Raw genomic sequence first — 16,128 nt, 5'->3', positions numbered from 1 at the left:
CAGCGGCATCAGACATTTAACAGGGGTTTCAAACCTATGAACGACATGGACACTCGCTATATTGCCATGCCCACCGTGGAAGAACAGGCCAGGGATATGGGCCTGCGCAACTTCCTGCTGGGCATCTATCAGAAAATGGCGCTGGGCCTCGTGGTCACCGGCGGCATGGCGTGGGCCGTGGCCAATTCGCCTTTCCTGATCCAGCTTCTCTATAATTTCACCGCTGACGGCCGCGTCACCGGCTATACGCCGCTGGGCTGGATCTTCGCCTTCGCACCGCTGGTCTTAAGCTTTATTTCCGGCCGTTTCATGAACGGCCTGAACGCGGCGGTTTCGGGCGCCTTCTACTGGGTGTTCGTCGCCATCATGGGCGTGTCGCTGTCGTCGATCTTCCTGCTCTATACGGGCATTTCGATCGCCACCATCTTCTTTGTGACCGCCGCCACCTTTGGCGTTGTCAGCCTGATCGGCTACACCACCAAGGTCAATATGTCCGGCTGGGGCGGCTTCTTCTCGGCCTCGGTCCTGGGCCTGATTATCGCGGGCCTGGTCAATGCCTTTATCCTCAAGAGCGGCATCATGATGATGGCGATGTCAGGCATCGGTGTTGTTCTGTTTTCGGCCCTGATCGCTTACCAGACGCAATCGCTCAAGACGCTGTACTATTCGACCGGTCAGCTTTCGGCCAATCACCGTGCCGCCCTGACCTATATCGGCGCCATCGGCCTCTATGTCAGCTTCATCAACCTGTTCCTCAGCCTGCTGAACCTGTTCGGCGGCCGTCGCTAAAACGGATTGAAGCCTGAAATTGAAAACCCCGGAAGGTGACTTCCGGGGTTTTTGTTTTACAGAACGTCGAACCTGCGTTTATCCAGCACGGCCAGCACGGGCCCCAGTTCGCGGCCGCGCTTGAGGATCATCCCCGCCTGGTTGAAGACGGCGAAAGCCCCCTGCTTGCGAGCGAGCGATGGCCGCTTCTCTATACGGTACAGCGGCGCTTCGTTACTCCGGCGGAAGATATTGAAGGCTACGGCGTCGGCAAGCTGATCGATGGCATAATCACGCCAGTCACCGGAGGCGACATGTTGTCCGTATAGCCGCAGGATCAGTTCCAGTTCCTTGCGCTCAAAGAAGACCGGCCCTGGCTTTCCGGCATTTTGGGGCTGCGAGGCGTTAAAGGCGCCGCTCAAATCCTGAATACTCATAAACCCAAGACTCCGCAGGAAAATCTGACCCGATTACGCCTGAAGCGACTGAATCGCGCAAGTAAATTCATATGGCCGTCTTTATGGGAAAGTTATGAAAAGGACGCGATATGACCTTAATTTGGCCCTTCCGTGGCCCGCTTCCCAATTGATTATGCAGATGTCGGCCGAGGCGACTTGCTCGGGTTCCCCCCTGAACAGCCCCCCCAGCCCCCGGAATCCAGTAGTCCCCCGGCCGGCAGACATTTCTTCTTCCCCGAGATTATTCTGGCGCTGCTACGTTTTCCCCCTCGTAGCGGCGTCTTTTTTTGGCATTTTTCCGCTCAAGCGCCGCGGGGCTCCTCGCATAGGCTCGGGCGGGCACTTGCCCTTTCCAGATTTCATTGAAATCTGGACTTTATTCCGCCCACAGGCCGACCTTGGCTTTCGGCATGGCGGCGAAGAAGGGCAGGGCCTCGACCTGGGCCAGCCAGCCGCTGACATTGCCGAAGCCCTTCAGGTCCACCCCACCCTCTGGCGCGTGCGCGACATAGGCATAGCAGGCCAGATCGGCGAGTGTGACGGTACCGCCCACCAGCCAGGCGCGGCCTTCCAGATGTTCGTTCATCACATGCAGGAAGTCATGCGCGATGGCGTGGGCGGAATCGATATCCGCCGGGGCATTGAAGAGGTTGATCCGCCGCGCCGTGGCCATGCCGTAGGCGATCGGGCCGGAAGTCTTGCCCAGCCAGGCCATGATCTGCCCGAATTGCGCCGGATCGCGCGGCAGCAATTTGCCATCATCGTAACGGAGCGCGAGGTAGGTCATGATGCCGATAGAATCCCAGATGACCGTGCCGTTGTCATCGATCACCGGCACCTGGCCGAAGGGGTTCATTTGCAGGAAAGCTTCGGATTTTTGTTCCTTGGCGCGCAGATTGACCTCAATCAGCTCAAACGGCCGGTCGAGCGCCCTCAGGGTCAGCAACACCCGGTGCGCATTGCCGGAGAGGTGCATGGAATAGAATTTGATCGGTGCGGCGGGCTGGGTCATGGCGGCTTATCCTTGAGATCAGGCGGCCGACTATACACCCTGACGCAGATAAAGCGCGAGACGCATTCCGGCATCCGCAATGACAAATACGGATGGACCGATCATGGCGATGGCCAGAAACCGCCAACCGCCGCCCCGACGCAAGGCATAGATGCCGCAGACGATGGCCACCACGGCGAAGATCAGGCTCTGGATCACGAAGGATTGCGCCGCTGTCGGCACCGCCGTGACAAGGTTCAGGATCACGGCATAGACCGCGGCGGCCAGTCCGGCGAGGGTGATGATGAGCGGCAGACGGTTTTTCATGACCCTGTTCTTACGGCGCGCCAGTACGGAAAGCAACAAACCGCGTCACCCGACCGCATTGCGCTTTTGGCCGGTAAAGCTATGATGTCACTATGAAAACATATGATGTCGTAATCGTAGGCGCCGGCATGGCCGGAATGACCCTGGCCTTGGCTTTGAAATCCGGCGGTCTGGAGGTCGCCCTGGTCGAGCGACAACCTTTCGATGACATGCTGGATGTCAGTTTCGATGGCCGCGCCTCGGCGATCGCCTATGCCTGTTTCCGCCAGTGGAAGGCGCTGGGCGTTGGCGATGTGCTGGAAAAACACGCCTGCCGCATGGACGAGATTTTCGTGACGGACGGCCATCTGCCGGGCGCTTCGGCGCCGAAACCCCTGCCGTTTTTCCTGCATTTCGCCTCGGAGGAAATCTCCGACCGCACCGGCGACGAACCGCTGGGCTACATGGTCGAGAACCGTCAGGTGCGCAAAGCACTGTATGAGGAGATCGTCAACCAGGGCATCCGCCTGATCAGCCCGGCCTCAGTGGTCGATAACCGCGAGGACGGTTCCTTCGCCGAGGTTGACCTCGATACGGGAGAGACCCTGCGCGCGCCGCTGGTCGTCTCGGCGGAAGGCCGCAAGTCTACCTTGCGCGAAAAGGCCGGCATCAAACACATCAACTGGGCCTATGACCAGAGCGCCGTCGTCTGCACGGTGCAGATGGAACATTCGCACAATCACGTCGCCTATGAACACTTCCTGCCGACGGGGCCCTTCGCCATCCTGCCGCTGAATGATAGCCGCGCCTGCATCGTCTGGTCGGAGACCCATGCCAAAGCGAAAGCCCTGATGCAGGTCGATGACCAGTTGTTCTATGACCACCTGATCGGGCGTTTCGGCGAATTCCTGGGCGATCTGACCGTGGTGGGCGAGAAATTCATCTATCCGCTGGGCCTGGGTCTCGCCGAAGAGATGCACAAGGGCAGGCTGGCCCTGTTGGGCGATTCCGCCCACGGCATTCATCCGATCGCCGGACAAGGCCTGAATCTCGGCCTGAAGGACGTGGCGGCCCTGGCCGAGGTGCTGATAGAGGCGGCGCGTCTGGGCGAGGATATCGGCACGGATCTGGTGCTGGAACGTTACGCCAAATGGCGGCGCTTCGATAATGTCAGTACCTCGGTGATCATGGATGGCTTCGTCCGGCTGTTCTCAAACGGCAATCCCCTGCTGCGGGCGGTGCGCGGCGTCGGCATCGGCCTGTTCAACAAGGTGCCCACCTTGCGCCAGTTCGTGATGGAAGACGCCGGCGCGGCGACGGGCGATCTGCCGAAGCTGCTCAGGGGCGAGCTGGTTTAAGACGGGTCTCTGCCATTATACAGAGTCAGAAACGTCGCCGCTCAGCCATTATAGTGGCAGGCGACAAACCGGCCGGCATGGCCTGCTTCGCCGTTTAGCTCAGATCGCTTACACCCCTGCCTTCAGGAGGTGATAGGTGATGGCGTCGTAGAGTGCATTATAGGACGCATCGATCACGTTATGGCTGACGCCCAGCGTGTTCCAGGTGCGGCCCTGATCATCGCGGCTTTCGATCATGACGCGTGTCAGTGCCGCGGTGGCGTCCGAAGGCGTCAGAATGCGCACCTTGTAGTCATTGAGGTGCATGGCGTTCAGTTGCGGATAATGCGGCGTCAGGGCCTTGCGCAGGGCGGCGTCGAGCGCATTGACCGGACCATTGCCCTCGGCCACGCTCATCACCTGCTCGCCCTTGACCACCAGCTTGACCGTCGCCTCGGCGACATCGAAGGCGCGGCCTTTTGCATCGAGGCGATATTCGTTGAGCGCGCGGTAGCTTTGCAGTTCGTAATAGCGCGGCAACTGGCCCAGGCGTTCGCGCGCCATCAGCTCGAAGCTGGCGCTGGCGTCCTCATAGGCATAGCCCAGGGCCTCGCGTTCCTTCACCGCCTTGACCAACTCGCCGATATGGTCGTCATCGTCGGCGACCTCGATGCCCATCTGATGCAGGCGGTTGACGATGTTGGAGCGGCCCGCCTTATCCGACACCAGGATCAGGCGCGAATTGCCGACCAAAGCCGGGTCAATATGCTCGTAGGACCGGCTGTCCTTGTTCATGGCGCTGACATGCAGCCCGCCCTTGTGGGCGAAGGCGGATGAGCCGACATAGGCCGCATGGCGGTTGGGGGCGCGATTCAGGCGGTCATCGACCAGCCGTGACAGTTCGCCGATATGGGTCAGTTGCTCAGGCGTGAGTCCGGTATCGTAACCCATCTTGAGCATCAGGGTCGGGATAATAGCGATCAGATTGGCATTGCCGCAACGCTCGCCGATGCCATTGATGCACCCCTGTACCTGACGCACGCCGGCTTCGACCGCGGCCAGCGAATTGGCGACGGCCTGCTCGGTGTCGTTATGGCAGTGGATACCGAGATTGGCGTCGGGCAAAGCGGCCTTCACGGCGCTGACGATGCGATAGACTTCCGAGGGCATGGAGCCGCCATTGGTGTCGCACAGCACCAGCCAATTGGCGCCGCCTTCGTGTGCGGCCTTCAGCGCCTCTATGGCGTAGGTTGGATTGGCCTTGTAGCCATCGAAGAAGTGTTCAGCATCAAACACGGCTTCGCGGCCATTGGCGCGGATATGGGCCAGAGAGTCGCTGATCATGCGCAGGTTTTCTGAGGTCGAAACCTTGAGCGCCGTCTCGACCTGCCAGTCCCAGCTCTTGCCGACCAGACAGACGGTCGGGGTATTGACCGCCAGCAGATCTTGCAAGCCCGGATCGTTGGACGCCGAACGGCCGGCGCGGCGGGTCATGCCGAAAGCAGAAATCTTCGCCGTCTTCGTCTTGGGCAGGGCGCCGAAAAAGGCGTCGTCGGTCGGGTTGGCGCCAGGCCAACCGCCTTCGATATAGTCAATGCCGAATGCGTCGAGCGCAGCCGCAATCGCCTGCTTGTCCGCGACAGAAAAGTCTATTCCTTGCGCCTGCGCACCGTCGCGCAGCGTGGAGTCATAAAGGTAGATACGTTCAGCCATGCCCCATCTACAGAATGGGGATAAGTGTGGTCAAACGATTTCGGCTAACTAATCCGCGCGGTTGAGGTAATCCTCGGAGCGCATTTCTTCCAGGCGCGACACCGTGCGCTCGAATTCAAAGGCGCCATCTCCCACCGGATAGAGCAGTGACGGCTCGGCATCGGCCAGGATGACCGTCTTGGTGCCGGCCTCATAGAGCGCATCGATCAGGGTGACGAACCGCTTCGCCTCGTTGCGGTTGGAAGGGGACAGGATCGGCACGCCCTCGATAAACACCGTTGTGAAGCGCTCGGCGATGGCGAGATAATCGGCCGGGCCGTTATTGGCGGCGCACAGTTCGGCGAAAGTGGCGCGCAGCATCGGGCCGGCGGCGCGGGCGAAATGCAGTTTGCGCTCATTGACCGTCAGGACCGTGTCCATCTCGGTCATCAGGTGCTTCATGTCGGCCCACAAGGTATTGAAGGCGGCAATGGCGCGCGGTTCGGTAGAGGGCGAAAACCAGGTTTTGGCGCCGCGCAGACGATCAAGCCGGAAATCCTTGGGGCCGGAGACCTGGACGAGGGTGGTGCGGTCCTTGATCATGGCGATAAAGGGCAGGATGTGCTCGCGGTTCAGGCCGTCCTTATAGAGATCGTCCGGCGGGCGATTGGAGGTGGCGACCAGAATGACTTTACGCGCAAACAGCGCCTCAAAAAGGCGCCCCAGGATCATGGCGTCGGCGATATCCGTCACCTGCAATTCGTCGAAGCACAGGAGTTGCGACTGGCTGGCGATCAGGCGGGCCACTGGCGCGATGGGATCGTCGCCCTTATGCGTGCCGAAATTGATCTTGCGGGTCTTCGCGTCGCTCTCGCGCCACAGGCGGATATAGTGGTGCACCTCCGCCATGAAGGCATGGAAATGGACGCGGCGCTTCGGGATCTTGTGAACATTGTTGTAGAACAGGTCCATCATCATGGACTTGCCGCGGCCCGGCGGTCCCCAGAGATAGAGCCCGCAGACGCGTGGCTGGATGCCGAGCAGGCGCCGCCACAGGGCGCGGCTCTGACGGATGCGGCGCTCCAGCACGACCAGTGCCTCGATGGCCGCCTTCTGGGCGGCATCGGGAACAATCTCGCCCGATTTCAGCAGGCGTTTGTATTCACTACGGATATTGGTCATTCGATCTGTCTGCGCACGGCCTTCTGACCGCGACCCACCATTTATTAACGATGGTTATAAACGATCCGCCTCAAGATGGCGTTAAAAAAATGCTGCATGTGCGTTAAGTAAGTAAGAAGCCCCACCACCACGATCATGAAGGATGATCGCGGTCCCCCTCCCCGGCTATGCCGGGGAGGTATAAGAATAAGCAATCCTCTTGTACCTCCCCATCTCCGATGGGGAGAGGGACCACGAGCCTCTTGGCTCGTGGTGGTGGGGTTTCTTACCTTTGCAACCGTATCGAAATCTGCTTGGCGACCTGAATACCGTGCGCGGCAGAGGTGGTCACGCACGGGTGCCAGTAATCGGTCACCTCGCCGCAGGCATAGACACCCGGCTCACTGGTTTCGCCGAAACGATCGACCCGCACATAGCCGTTATCGAGGTCCAGCGCCAATCCGTCCGGCACCACCGCCTCAAAGCCGAACATCACCCCGAACGCATCGAAAGCCTCGCTATTGATGGTCATGGCGTCCTGATCCGCCTGATATGGCCCGACGACTACCGGCACATCGGGAATCATGTCCTGCAACAGCTTTTGCGCGCGCGGCGCTGAGCGCGAAAAGATCGTCACCTCTCCGCCGCGATCCCGCACAAACCGCGCCTGATCGAAGGCATTATCCCCGCCGCCGAAAATGGCCACGCGCCGGCCTTTGACATCGAGCGTCTCCATCCCCACGCCCGGCCCGATAATGATCCTGTCTGACGCCGTAAAGCCGCCGGTACGTGGCTGTGAGCCTGTGGCGATCACCAGATATGGCGCGGAGTATGTGCCGACGAGGCTTGTCACCTGCTGGCCATCGACGAAAAGCACCGGGCAACCCAGCCGCACATCTATACCTACCGCTTTCGCATGATCCGCCAGGGAAGCCGCCACCTGCTGGCCGGTTTTGCCTTGTACGCCGGGAATCCACAGGTTCTCGTACGGGCTGCGCGTTTGCAGGCCGCCCAATTGCGCCGAGGCCTCCAGCAGGACGCATTCGACCCCCAGCTTCTTCAGCCAGATGGCGCAACTGATCCCGGCGGGACCGCCGCCTATAATGATGGCATCCATCTTGCGTAACTCATATTCAGATAACACGTAGTGTGTATAATTGTAACAGATCGTGATTCGCGTGAGCACACGGTCTGAACCGGGGAAGAGGGAACGACCTTGAAAGTATTATGCGTAGAAGACAATGCCACCCAACGGAAAATGGTTGATCTGATGCTGGCGGCCACGGGGATAGACGTTGATTTCGCCGCGGATGGCCAGGAAGCCCTGGAAGCCTACCAGACCACGGAATATGACGCTGTCCTGATGGATATGGAAATGCCGGGCATGTCGGGCCTGCAGGCGACGCGCGAAATCCGCCTGGTGGAAGACGGCTTTCATCTGGGTTACACGCCGATCCTCTTTCTGAGCGCCAATGAAAGCGCCGACCGGATCGACATGGGCTATCAGATGGGCGGCGACGGTCACCTGAACAAACCCTTCACCTCAGGCGGCCTGATAAACGCCCTGGACAGCGTGATGCGCGCCGTCAAGCGGCGCAGCCTGACGGAGATGAAACAGGCGCTTTAGTATCACCAGAAACCGCTGTCGGTAAAATCCACGGCGTGTGGATAATTAAGCCTTGTCATACGGCTTAAAAAGGATCATTTGCGCTGCTCGTATATTTAACAGGAGCAGTCTTATGGGTTATCGGGTCGCCGTAGTCGGCGCCACCGGCGCTGTGGGTCGTGAAATGATGACGATCCTAGAAGAAGTGAACTTCCCCGTCTCGGATATTTACGCGGTCGCTTCGCGTAAATCGGTCGGCGTCGAGGTCTCCTTCGGCAACAAAACCCTGAAATGCGTCGATCTCGAAACCTTCGACTTCAGCAAGGTCGATATCGTGCTGATGAGCGCCGGCGGCGACGTCTCCAAGGCGTGGTCGGAAAAGATCGGCAAGGCCGGCCCGATCGTCATTGATAATTCCTCGGCTTGGCGCATGGACCCGGACGTGCCGCTGATCATTCCGGAAGTGAATCCGGATGCGATCTGGGACTGCAAGAAGAAGCACATCATCGCCAATCCGAACTGCTCGACCATCCAGATGCTGGTGGTGCTCAAGCCGCTGCATGATGCCGCGCAGATCAAGCGCGTCGTCGTCTCGACCTACCAGTCGGTGGCCGGCGCGGGCAAGGCGGGCATGGACGAACTGTGGGACCAGACCAAGGCCATCTACGGCATGGGTGACAAGACCCCGAAAAAGTTCACCAAGCAGATCGCCTTTAACGTCATCCCGCACATCGACGTCTTCATGGAAGACGGCTACACCAAGGAAGAGTGGAAGATGATCGTGGAAACCCACAAGATCCTCGACCCGACCATCGATGTGGTGCCGACCGCCGTGCGTGTGCCGGTGTTCGTCGGCCACTCGGAATCGATCAATATCGAGTTTGAGAGCCCGATGGACGAGCAACTGGCCCGTGAAATCCTGCGTGAAGCGCCGGGCGTGGCCGTGGTCGACAAGCGCGAGGCCGGCGGTTACATCACCCCTATCGAGGTGGTGGGCGAGTTCGATACCTATGTCTCGCGCATCCGCAACGATCCGACCGTACCCTATGGTATCTCCCTTTGGTGCGCGTCGGACAACCTGCGCAAGGGCGCGGCGCTCAATGCCGTGCAGATCGCACAGCTCCTCGACGAACGCGGTGTTATCGCCTCCGTAGATGCTTGAATTTCACAGATTGTGATGTTTGAAGCCGGCGGCGCCTGAGGGTTCCGCCGGCTTTTTTCTTTTCCGGATTGAAGATCATGTCCTCCTCCACGCCGTCTCCCGGCAATCCGCTGGCCTCGCCCGTTGCCCTGGCCATATTGTGCTACCTGATCTGGGGTTTGGTGCCCCTGTTCTACCTCCCCATCCATGCCTTCGGTGGCGGGGCGCTGGAAATCATCGCCCACCGCTCGGTCTGGGCCGTCATCTGCGCCGGCGCGCTGGTCTGGGCCACGAAGCAGTGGCCGGAAGTCTTCCGCGCCTTCCGTTCACCGCAGTTACGCTGGATGCTGCTCCTGACCTCGGCCCTGGTGGCCACCAACTGGGGCGTCTATGTCTGGGCGGTGACCAATGGCCACACCATCGAATCCTCGCTGGGCTATTATCTGAACCCGTTGCTCAACATGGCCGCCGGCGCCGTTCTGTTCCGCGAACGGCTCGATAACTGGGGCAAGGGCGCCATTGCCCTGGCGGCGATCGGCGTCATTATCCAGACCCTCGCCCTCGGCCACGTGCCGTGGATCGCCCTGATTCTGGCCGTGACCTTCGGTTCCTATGGCATCCTGCGCAAGCAACTGGCCATCAATGCCCTGGCCGGGCTGTTCGTCGAATGCGCCTATATGTTCGTGCCGGCTATCCTCTATCTGATCTGGTTTGAAACGACGGGACAGGGGCATTTCTTCGCCTTCAGCCATGCCTTCTGGTTCATGATGACCGGCCCGATCACCGTCCTGCCGCTGACACTCTTCTCCTATGTGGCGCGGCGACTGCCGCTCTCGACCATGGGCTTTATCCAGTTCATATCGCCGACCAGCACCCTGGTCATCGGCCTGTTTCAGGGCGAGCCTTTCACGCCTCTGCGCGCCGCCTCCTTCGCCTTTATCTGGGCCGGGGCGATGGTCTTTGCCTTTGGAGCGTGGCGGCGGCTGAAGGCGATTAAGCCGGTGGAGGCTTAGAGGAAGTTTTTACGCAGGAAGGCGATCCGAGTCCTTAAGGCATCTGCATTTGCTTTTGTGCGCTGTGCGGCAATCGGAAAAACTTTAATCTCGTGATCGTCTTCCTCAACTGAGACAATCCATTCTTCCATTAAGCAGCAATATGTATCGATGGCGTCAGGCACCATCTCAGCGGCGTCGGTGATGAAGTAAGCGCTTGGTAAGTCTCCTGTCACGACCCAGAGTTCTTTGTCAGTGCCACCGACTGCCTTTTCGAAAACGAAAAGGAAAAGAGCAAAAATGCCCCCAACGCCAAAAGCGAGATATGCACGCTCAATCGGCTCTGACCACGAAAAACCCTTTATATAGGCTTGCGCATCCTCGAATTGGGCCCGCAACTGTTCGGTGTCTTTTTCATCCTCACCAAGGGCAACACCTGCTGACTGAAAGCCGCTGACGTCAATCATCGCGCTTACAAACACCCGTACAGTGCATTGATCAGCCCGACCGGGCGCGGATCGCCGATCAGATAGGCCGATTGCTTGTTCATCACATAACCGACGCTCAGGCGCTTTTCCGGATCAGCCATGGCGCACGAACCGCCCCAGCCGCTGTGGCCGAGCGCGCGTTCATTGGGACCGTAAATCCGGATGCCGGTATTGCGCAGCAAACCCGCGGCCCATGACAGCTTGAACGGCAGCACCCGATCCTGGCCATACACGCGCTCGCGCGTCAGTTGCCCCAGAGTGCCAAGCGACAGCAGCTTCTGGCCTTTCAGCGCGCCGCCATTGGCGACAATGCCCATGAACTGCGCCAGAGACAGCGCCGTCGAATGGGTATTGGCCGAGGGGATTTCCATCCGCCGCCAGTCGGCCGAACCCTTGCCGGCAGGCGACGAACCGCGATCGAGAAAAGCCGCCTGTTTGATCGCGTCAAGCGTTCCCAAATCCGGCGCCGAGGTCGGCTTTTGCATGACCGAAATGCGCGCGGCATAGTCATCCGGCGTGCCGATCATCAGGTCCAGGCCGAATTTTGAGGCGATATCCTCTCGCAGAGCGGTGCCCATCGAGCGACCATCGACGCGGCGAAAAACCTCGCCCAGCAGATAGCCGCCGGCGATCGGGTGATAGCCGGAACCCTGGCCCGGCGTCCAAAGGGGGGCCTGTTCGCACAGCGCCTTCAGCGTGGCCTCCACATCGAACCAGATGGTCGGATCCTGCGGCGGCGAAAAACCCGGCAGCCCGCCCTGGTGCGAAATCAGTTGGCCGACCGTGATACGCGACTTGCCGTTCTGGCCGAATTCCGGCCAGTAATGCGCCACCGCCGTCTCGTAATCGAGCTTGCCCTTGTCGACCAGCCGGGCGATCATCACGGCCATCACCGCCTTGCCGGTCGAAAATACCGGCGTCAGGGTTGTGTCGCTGAAAGGCACGGCGCCTTCACGGTCGGCATTGCCGCTCCAGATATCCAGCACCGTCTCGCCATCGATTACCGCTGAAAACCGCGCGCCGCGTTCCCTGCCCTCTTTGAGATTGGCGGCGAAAACATCCTTAACGGCGGCGAATTTGGGCGGGCAAATACCTGAAATCTCGGTCATGGGGAGGGCACCTGTAGCTGTTTGCCTGTGTGTATCTCTACACCTGTTACGTGACAAGCCAAACCCGCCACATCAGACCGTCAACGACTCCCGCAGCCACTTTTCATAGTCCAAACTGGCCCAGACAACAGGCGTGGCGAGGATTTCCGGCACCTCGTAGCTGTGGTGCTGCCGGACGAGCTTTTCCAGCATGGGTAGCTTTTCCATCAGGGTCTTGGCTGTCAGCATGATTTCGTTGGCCGTGTCGACTTCACCCTTCCAGCGGTAGGTTGAGCGCACCTCGAAGCTTTGCACACAGGCGGCCAGGTGAGCGGTGACCAGCAGGCCGGTCAGGCTTTGCGCCTCGGCCTCGTCAGCACAGGCGATGGAAACGGTGACGATATCAGTCATAACGACGACCATACATGGATTGGCGCCACAGAAAATAGAACGGGGCACGAATATATGAAAATGTTATTCAGGGCATGGCTACCCTGTCCGACGATTTGAACACATCCGTGAGTTTTCAAACTGCAACTGTTTGCGCAAGGATTGCGGACTTTCCGTACAACTCCCATGTCATGCGGCAGACATAGCGGAGAAAATGATGAAGACCCTGCTTTTGGCGTTGCTGGCCAGCGCTCATCTGCTCGGCCAGCCGGCCGTGACCGAAGAATTGCTGAACGATGCAGCAAGCGATTTCCAGGCGCATCAACCGCCAACACCCATCGATATCCGCAATTTGCGTCTTGGCTATATTCCCAATGGTGATGGCAGAAACTATCTGATCTGCGGCGAATTTCTGACGGCGGCGAATCCGGACTGGGTGCCGTTTTCCACCATCAAGACCAGTGGTTACGAGCAGTCCCTGGGGGCAAACGCAACGGCGCTTTGCAATCGGCCGCAAGCCGTTTGGGAAGAAGGCCATGACCTGTCTGTCGATCTGAAGGCGAAGCTGGGGTTGAAATAAACAGGTGCGGCCTGTTTAAATTGCCGGGAGCGAGGCGCCCCCTCCATCTGTCTTTGGTCGTGCCGATGAGCACCGCCTGTAATCCCTTATCGCATTTTTATAATCGGCTGGCCTAGACAGATAGGCGGGTCACGGCAAACGGGGGTTTGACAAGACGGAGTAAAGCTTATGAGCATTTTCAGCCAGATCAAGGACTTCATCTTCCATAAACACGGCGATCAGATCGTCCCGGCGACGCGGCAGCCGATAACCGCCGAAGAGGCTATCCATACATCTGAAGCCATCGCGCCGGCTACCACCATGGCCGATCCTTTGCCAGCGCCGGTGATGGAGCAGGTCGATGTGGCGGCTATTCTCGACCAGGAAAACGCTAAGCGCGACCCGAAGCTCAACTGGCGCATGTCGATCGTCGATCTGCTGAAGCTGGTCGGGCTGGAATCGGACCTGGGCGTGCGTCAGGCTCTGGCCGCAGAACTGGGCTTTACCGGTGATCTGCGCCATTCAGGCGCCATGAATGTCTGGCTGCATAAACAGGTCATGCAAAAATTGGCCGAAAATGGCGGCAAGGTGCCGGCGGAACTGAAGAACTGATCGGGTTGTGAGATTGCATTCAGTTCTAATCAACCTTCAAGATACTAACCAATTGATATAAAACATATTTTATTGGGAGCAATGCATCTTGCATTTGAGGGGAGGTTGTGCGGCAACCCTCATTAAGGTTGTGTTGTCGGCACGGTGAACACGTTCACCCCCGGTTTCAGGGGCATCGATTTGTCGTGCCATTCGAACACACCTGACAAATCACCAGGTAACCTGACAGCAAACCTGATTTTCGCGCCAATCCTTTCATATTCTACAGTCACGAGCCCCTTCGGAGACATTGCGGCTGCGTCGAAGGATTTGAGGTTGCCTGGATGAGGCGCGACACGAACGGACGTATAACCGGGCGCATTTGGCGAAATGCCAGCCACTATGCCCAGTAAATCCGCTGTCGGATGGGCGCTCCAGGCGTGCGTATCCGATCGCGTGTTGCCGCGCTGCTCGGGCCAGGTCGTGTAATTGAGTTTAGTCAGGTCGCGCCACGTCTGTACCTGATCGAGATAACGATCGCCAAGACCGGCATGGTCGAAGGCATGGATCAGATACCACGAGAAATAATAGCTGCTCTCAAGAATGCCCTCCGGCGCATCTATGCCCTTCGCCAGGGTAATTCTGCTCAGAACATCCGCTGCCTTATCCTTTGGCGCCACATCGTAGAGGACCGCTAACGCATTGGCGTGCTGGCTGAAGATCGTTTTGGAAGGATCGTCCGCATAGAGCCCCCGTTTTTCATCCCAGCAATTATTCTGGATAGCCGCCGAAAGAGAGACCGCTTTTTCCTTGTCGGATGCGGCCAGGGCGGCCTCGCCTGTCGAACCCTCCAGATCGGCCGCCTGTTGCAGAGCGCCCAGGTAAAACAGCGAGGTGAGGCAGGACGTCCCCGACGCCGGATCGAAGGACGGGAACTTTTCACGGGGGATGGATGGATCACCGACCCAATCGACGAAGTTCCATTCTGGATTCTGCTTCAAAAGCCCATTGCCGGATACATAGGGGGCATACCAGTCCAGAATCCGACGCATACCTGGGAGATTGCGCCTGACAACCGCATGATCCGGCTGTTGCATCCAGTAATCATGGATCATGCCGATCCAGAGGAGGCCGAAAGTTGGAATGATATTCTTCGAATTACTGGGATAAGCGGATTCGATCATACCATCCGCGTGGGCGCTTTGACCGAAGGCATCGATGGCCTGTACCGGTAAACGCGGATCTCCCGACACCGGGTAGACGATCAGGCTTTCCAGGCGAGTATCACCGACATACTGGAGCTGCTCCCAATAGGCGCTGTCCATGAAGGTCTCATGAGCATCGATTTTCAGGGTCCGCCAACCGATGTCCCAAATCCGGTTCAGTTCGGGGTCGCTGCTGCGGAAATAGCCCTTTGCCGCGAACGGGTAGACATCCTCGTGCAGCTTCAGGCGATCGAGTGTCAGCGCCTGATCAACCGTCTTGACGCTTATCTCCATATACCGCCAGGTCCGCCACCAAAGCGGTCTATATGTGCGGCCAATACCGCCATCGGCGATAAAGACATCCGCCGGTCCCACCGCCTTTCGACCTTCGATAGAGTTACGATCCGCCTTGTGGCCCTTGTCGTCATAAAGCGCCTCCGAATAGGTCACGGTCACGCGCGCCTCCTTGCCACCGGAAAGAGTCAGCTCCGGATATGCCGCGACCATCTCAGTTTGATCTATTAATACTGATGCTTCAGTATTGGCGGGGATTGTGACTGACTTGCCTGGAAATGCCTTGAGGATTGGCAGGGTGGACCGAACCGCCTTGCCTGGCTTAATCGGCGTATAAGACATGGGGGGGAGTGGATCAGCCACCAGTGTCCACGGCGCGGCTTCGTCTGCGGCCAAAACCGGGACGGCGGCGGTCCATGCGGCGCCCGTCTCTTTGTCACCCGCCCAGTTCCAGTCGGCTTTATTGCCATCGACCGCTTCGTTGCCGCCGGCGGCGAACCAGATGCCGGTCTTTAATACCTTCAGGATAGAGATGAACGGAGAGGCAAAGCTATGACCCGGCTGTACGGAAACCCGCCACTGCGGACCGCTATCGACAGCCTGAGAGGCACCTTCACCTCTTAGCCAGAACCCTGTGCGAGCACTGATCTGAGCCATCGGGGCGCCCTTTAACCCCGGCTTGGAAATATCACCGGAAGCATTCCATACCTCCGCCGCCAGGACATTGTGGCCCCGTTTCAGATAAGGCGCCAGGTCGAAAGTAGCGTAGCGCCAATGCGCGAGATCACCACGTGCCGGTCCCTGGCCCACACGCTGGCCGTTCACATAGAGGATGAACCGATTGTCTGCGCTCACTTCAACCGGGAAATGAGCCGGCGTGTTTTTCAGATCTATCTCGCGGCGGAAATGCAGGACCACGGTCTCGGTCTTTCCCAACCCCGGGGCCGTGATCCATTCCTCAGCCGATACCTGGGTCGCCCACAGACCGATGGTAACCGAAACGCCGGCCAGAAAACCCATTGCAGACTTCATCACGTCCTCCACCCGATTTTTGTCGACCG

Annotated in this window: 17 protein-coding genes; 7 read left to right on the top strand and 10 right to left on the bottom strand. The window is 58.9% G+C overall.

All coding sequences use genetic code 11. The annotated features are described in order from the left end of the window. Positions 1-36: 36 nt before the first annotated feature. On the top strand, positions 37-789 hold the full coding sequence (locus BLO49_RS14830; RefSeq protein WP_090650041.1) for a Bax inhibitor-1/YccA family protein: 753 nt from the start codon (positions 37-39) through the stop codon (positions 787-789). A 56-nt stretch (positions 790-845) separates the two neighbouring features. Here the strand turns inward: BLO49_RS14830 and BLO49_RS14825 are convergent, their stop codons facing one another. From BLO49_RS14825 to BLO49_RS14815, 3 genes are all read right to left on the bottom strand, one after another. Continuing rightward, complete coding sequence (locus tag BLO49_RS14825) at positions 846-1,205, bottom strand: DUF2794 domain-containing protein (protein WP_090650039.1); 360 nt, start codon at positions 1,203-1,205, stop codon at positions 846-848. A gap of 397 nt (positions 1,206-1,602) precedes the next feature. After that, positions 1,603-2,238, bottom strand: coding sequence for a glutathione S-transferase family protein (locus tag BLO49_RS14820; protein WP_090650038.1), 636 nt, complete (start codon positions 2,236-2,238; stop codon positions 1,603-1,605). Positions 2,239-2,268: 30 nt separating this feature from the next. After that, positions 2,269-2,544 carry a hypothetical protein gene (locus BLO49_RS14815; RefSeq protein WP_090650037.1) on the bottom strand — a complete coding sequence of 92 codons (276 nt, stop codon included), beginning with the start codon at positions 2,542-2,544 and terminating at the stop codon, positions 2,269-2,271. 92 nt (positions 2,545-2,636) lie between these two features. On the opposite strand from BLO49_RS14815, the gene BLO49_RS14810 reads away from it, so the two are divergent. Further along, entirely contained in the window at positions 2,637-3,881 is a 1,245-nt protein-coding gene (locus tag BLO49_RS14810; protein WP_090650035.1) for a UbiH/UbiF/VisC/COQ6 family ubiquinone biosynthesis hydroxylase, read from the top strand. A 108-nt stretch (positions 3,882-3,989) separates the two neighbouring features. Here the strand turns inward: BLO49_RS14810 and cimA are convergent, their stop codons facing one another. The 3 genes from cimA to BLO49_RS14795 form a co-directional block, all read right to left on the bottom strand. Then, entirely contained in the window at positions 3,990-5,573 is a 1,584-nt protein-coding gene (gene cimA, locus BLO49_RS14805) for a citramalate synthase (protein ID WP_090650034.1), read from the bottom strand. A 48-nt stretch (positions 5,574-5,621) separates the two neighbouring features. After that, on the bottom strand, positions 5,622-6,734 hold the full coding sequence (zapE, locus tag BLO49_RS14800; RefSeq protein ID WP_090650033.1) for a cell division protein ZapE: 1,113 nt from the start codon (positions 6,732-6,734) through the stop codon (positions 5,622-5,624). A gap of 265 nt (positions 6,735-6,999) precedes the next feature. After that, positions 7,000-7,830: an NAD(P)/FAD-dependent oxidoreductase gene (locus BLO49_RS14795; protein ID WP_090650031.1), complete on the bottom strand. Its 831-nt coding sequence runs from the start codon at positions 7,828-7,830 to the stop codon at positions 7,000-7,002. Between the two features lie 99 nt (positions 7,831-7,929). On the opposite strand from BLO49_RS14795, the gene BLO49_RS14790 reads away from it, so the two are divergent. The 3 genes from BLO49_RS14790 (at position 7,930) to rarD (ending at position 10,473) form a co-directional block, all read left to right on the top strand. Continuing rightward, on the top strand, positions 7,930-8,340 hold the full coding sequence (locus tag BLO49_RS14790) for a response regulator (RefSeq protein ID WP_090650029.1): 411 nt from the start codon (positions 7,930-7,932) through the stop codon (positions 8,338-8,340). A 112-nt stretch (positions 8,341-8,452) separates the two neighbouring features. Beyond that, the gene (locus tag BLO49_RS14785; protein ID WP_090650028.1) at positions 8,453-9,481 is read left to right on the top strand and encodes an aspartate-semialdehyde dehydrogenase; all 1,029 of its coding nucleotides are present in this window, start codon (positions 8,453-8,455) and stop codon (positions 9,479-9,481) included. Positions 9,482-9,558: 77 nt separating this feature from the next. After that, positions 9,559-10,473, top strand: a complete 915-nt coding sequence (gene rarD / locus BLO49_RS14780; protein WP_090650027.1) for an EamA family transporter RarD — start codon at positions 9,559-9,561, stop codon at positions 10,471-10,473. On the opposite strand, the gene BLO49_RS14775 is transcribed toward rarD, so the two are convergent. From BLO49_RS14775 to cutA, 3 genes are all read right to left on the bottom strand, one after another. Further along, positions 10,470-10,919 (bottom strand): hypothetical protein, encoded by a 450-nt coding sequence (locus tag BLO49_RS14775; protein WP_090650025.1) that lies wholly within the window; start codon positions 10,917-10,919, stop codon positions 10,470-10,472. The genes rarD and BLO49_RS14775 overlap by 4 nt on opposite strands. 5 nt (positions 10,920-10,924) lie before the next feature. Then, positions 10,925-12,049, bottom strand: a complete 1,125-nt coding sequence (locus BLO49_RS14770; protein ID WP_090650024.1) for a serine hydrolase domain-containing protein — start codon at positions 12,047-12,049, stop codon at positions 10,925-10,927. Positions 12,050-12,121: 72 nt separating this feature from the next. Next, complete coding sequence (cutA, locus tag BLO49_RS14765) at positions 12,122-12,439, bottom strand: divalent-cation tolerance protein CutA (protein ID WP_090650167.1); 318 nt, start codon at positions 12,437-12,439, stop codon at positions 12,122-12,124. 196 nt (positions 12,440-12,635) lie between these two features. Here cutA and BLO49_RS14760 point away from each other — a divergent pair, with 196 nt between their 5' ends. Both BLO49_RS14760 and BLO49_RS14755 read left to right on the top strand, forming a co-directional pair. Then, positions 12,636-12,998 carry a hypothetical protein gene (locus BLO49_RS14760; RefSeq protein ID WP_090650023.1) on the top strand — a complete coding sequence of 121 codons (363 nt, stop codon included), beginning with the start codon at positions 12,636-12,638 and terminating at the stop codon, positions 12,996-12,998. Between the two features lie 168 nt (positions 12,999-13,166). After that, positions 13,167-13,589 (top strand): DUF3597 domain-containing protein, encoded by a 423-nt coding sequence (locus BLO49_RS14755; protein WP_090650021.1) that lies wholly within the window; start codon positions 13,167-13,169, stop codon positions 13,587-13,589. A 122-nt stretch (positions 13,590-13,711) separates the two neighbouring features. Here BLO49_RS14755 and BLO49_RS14750 read toward each other — a convergent pair whose 3' ends face one another. Beyond that, positions 13,712-16,099 (bottom strand): alpha-L-rhamnosidase-related protein, encoded by a 2,388-nt coding sequence (locus BLO49_RS14750; protein WP_090650020.1) that lies wholly within the window; start codon positions 16,097-16,099, stop codon positions 13,712-13,714. Positions 16,100-16,128 lie beyond the last annotated feature (29 nt).

The sequence above is a fragment of the Asticcacaulis taihuensis genome (genome assembly GCF_900100255.1).
In the GTDB taxonomy this organism is placed as follows: domain Bacteria; phylum Pseudomonadota; class Alphaproteobacteria; order Caulobacterales; family Caulobacteraceae; genus Asticcacaulis; species Asticcacaulis taihuensis.
Note: the sequence above shows the minus strand (reverse complement) of the source record. Positions and strands in the feature narration are given on the sequence as shown.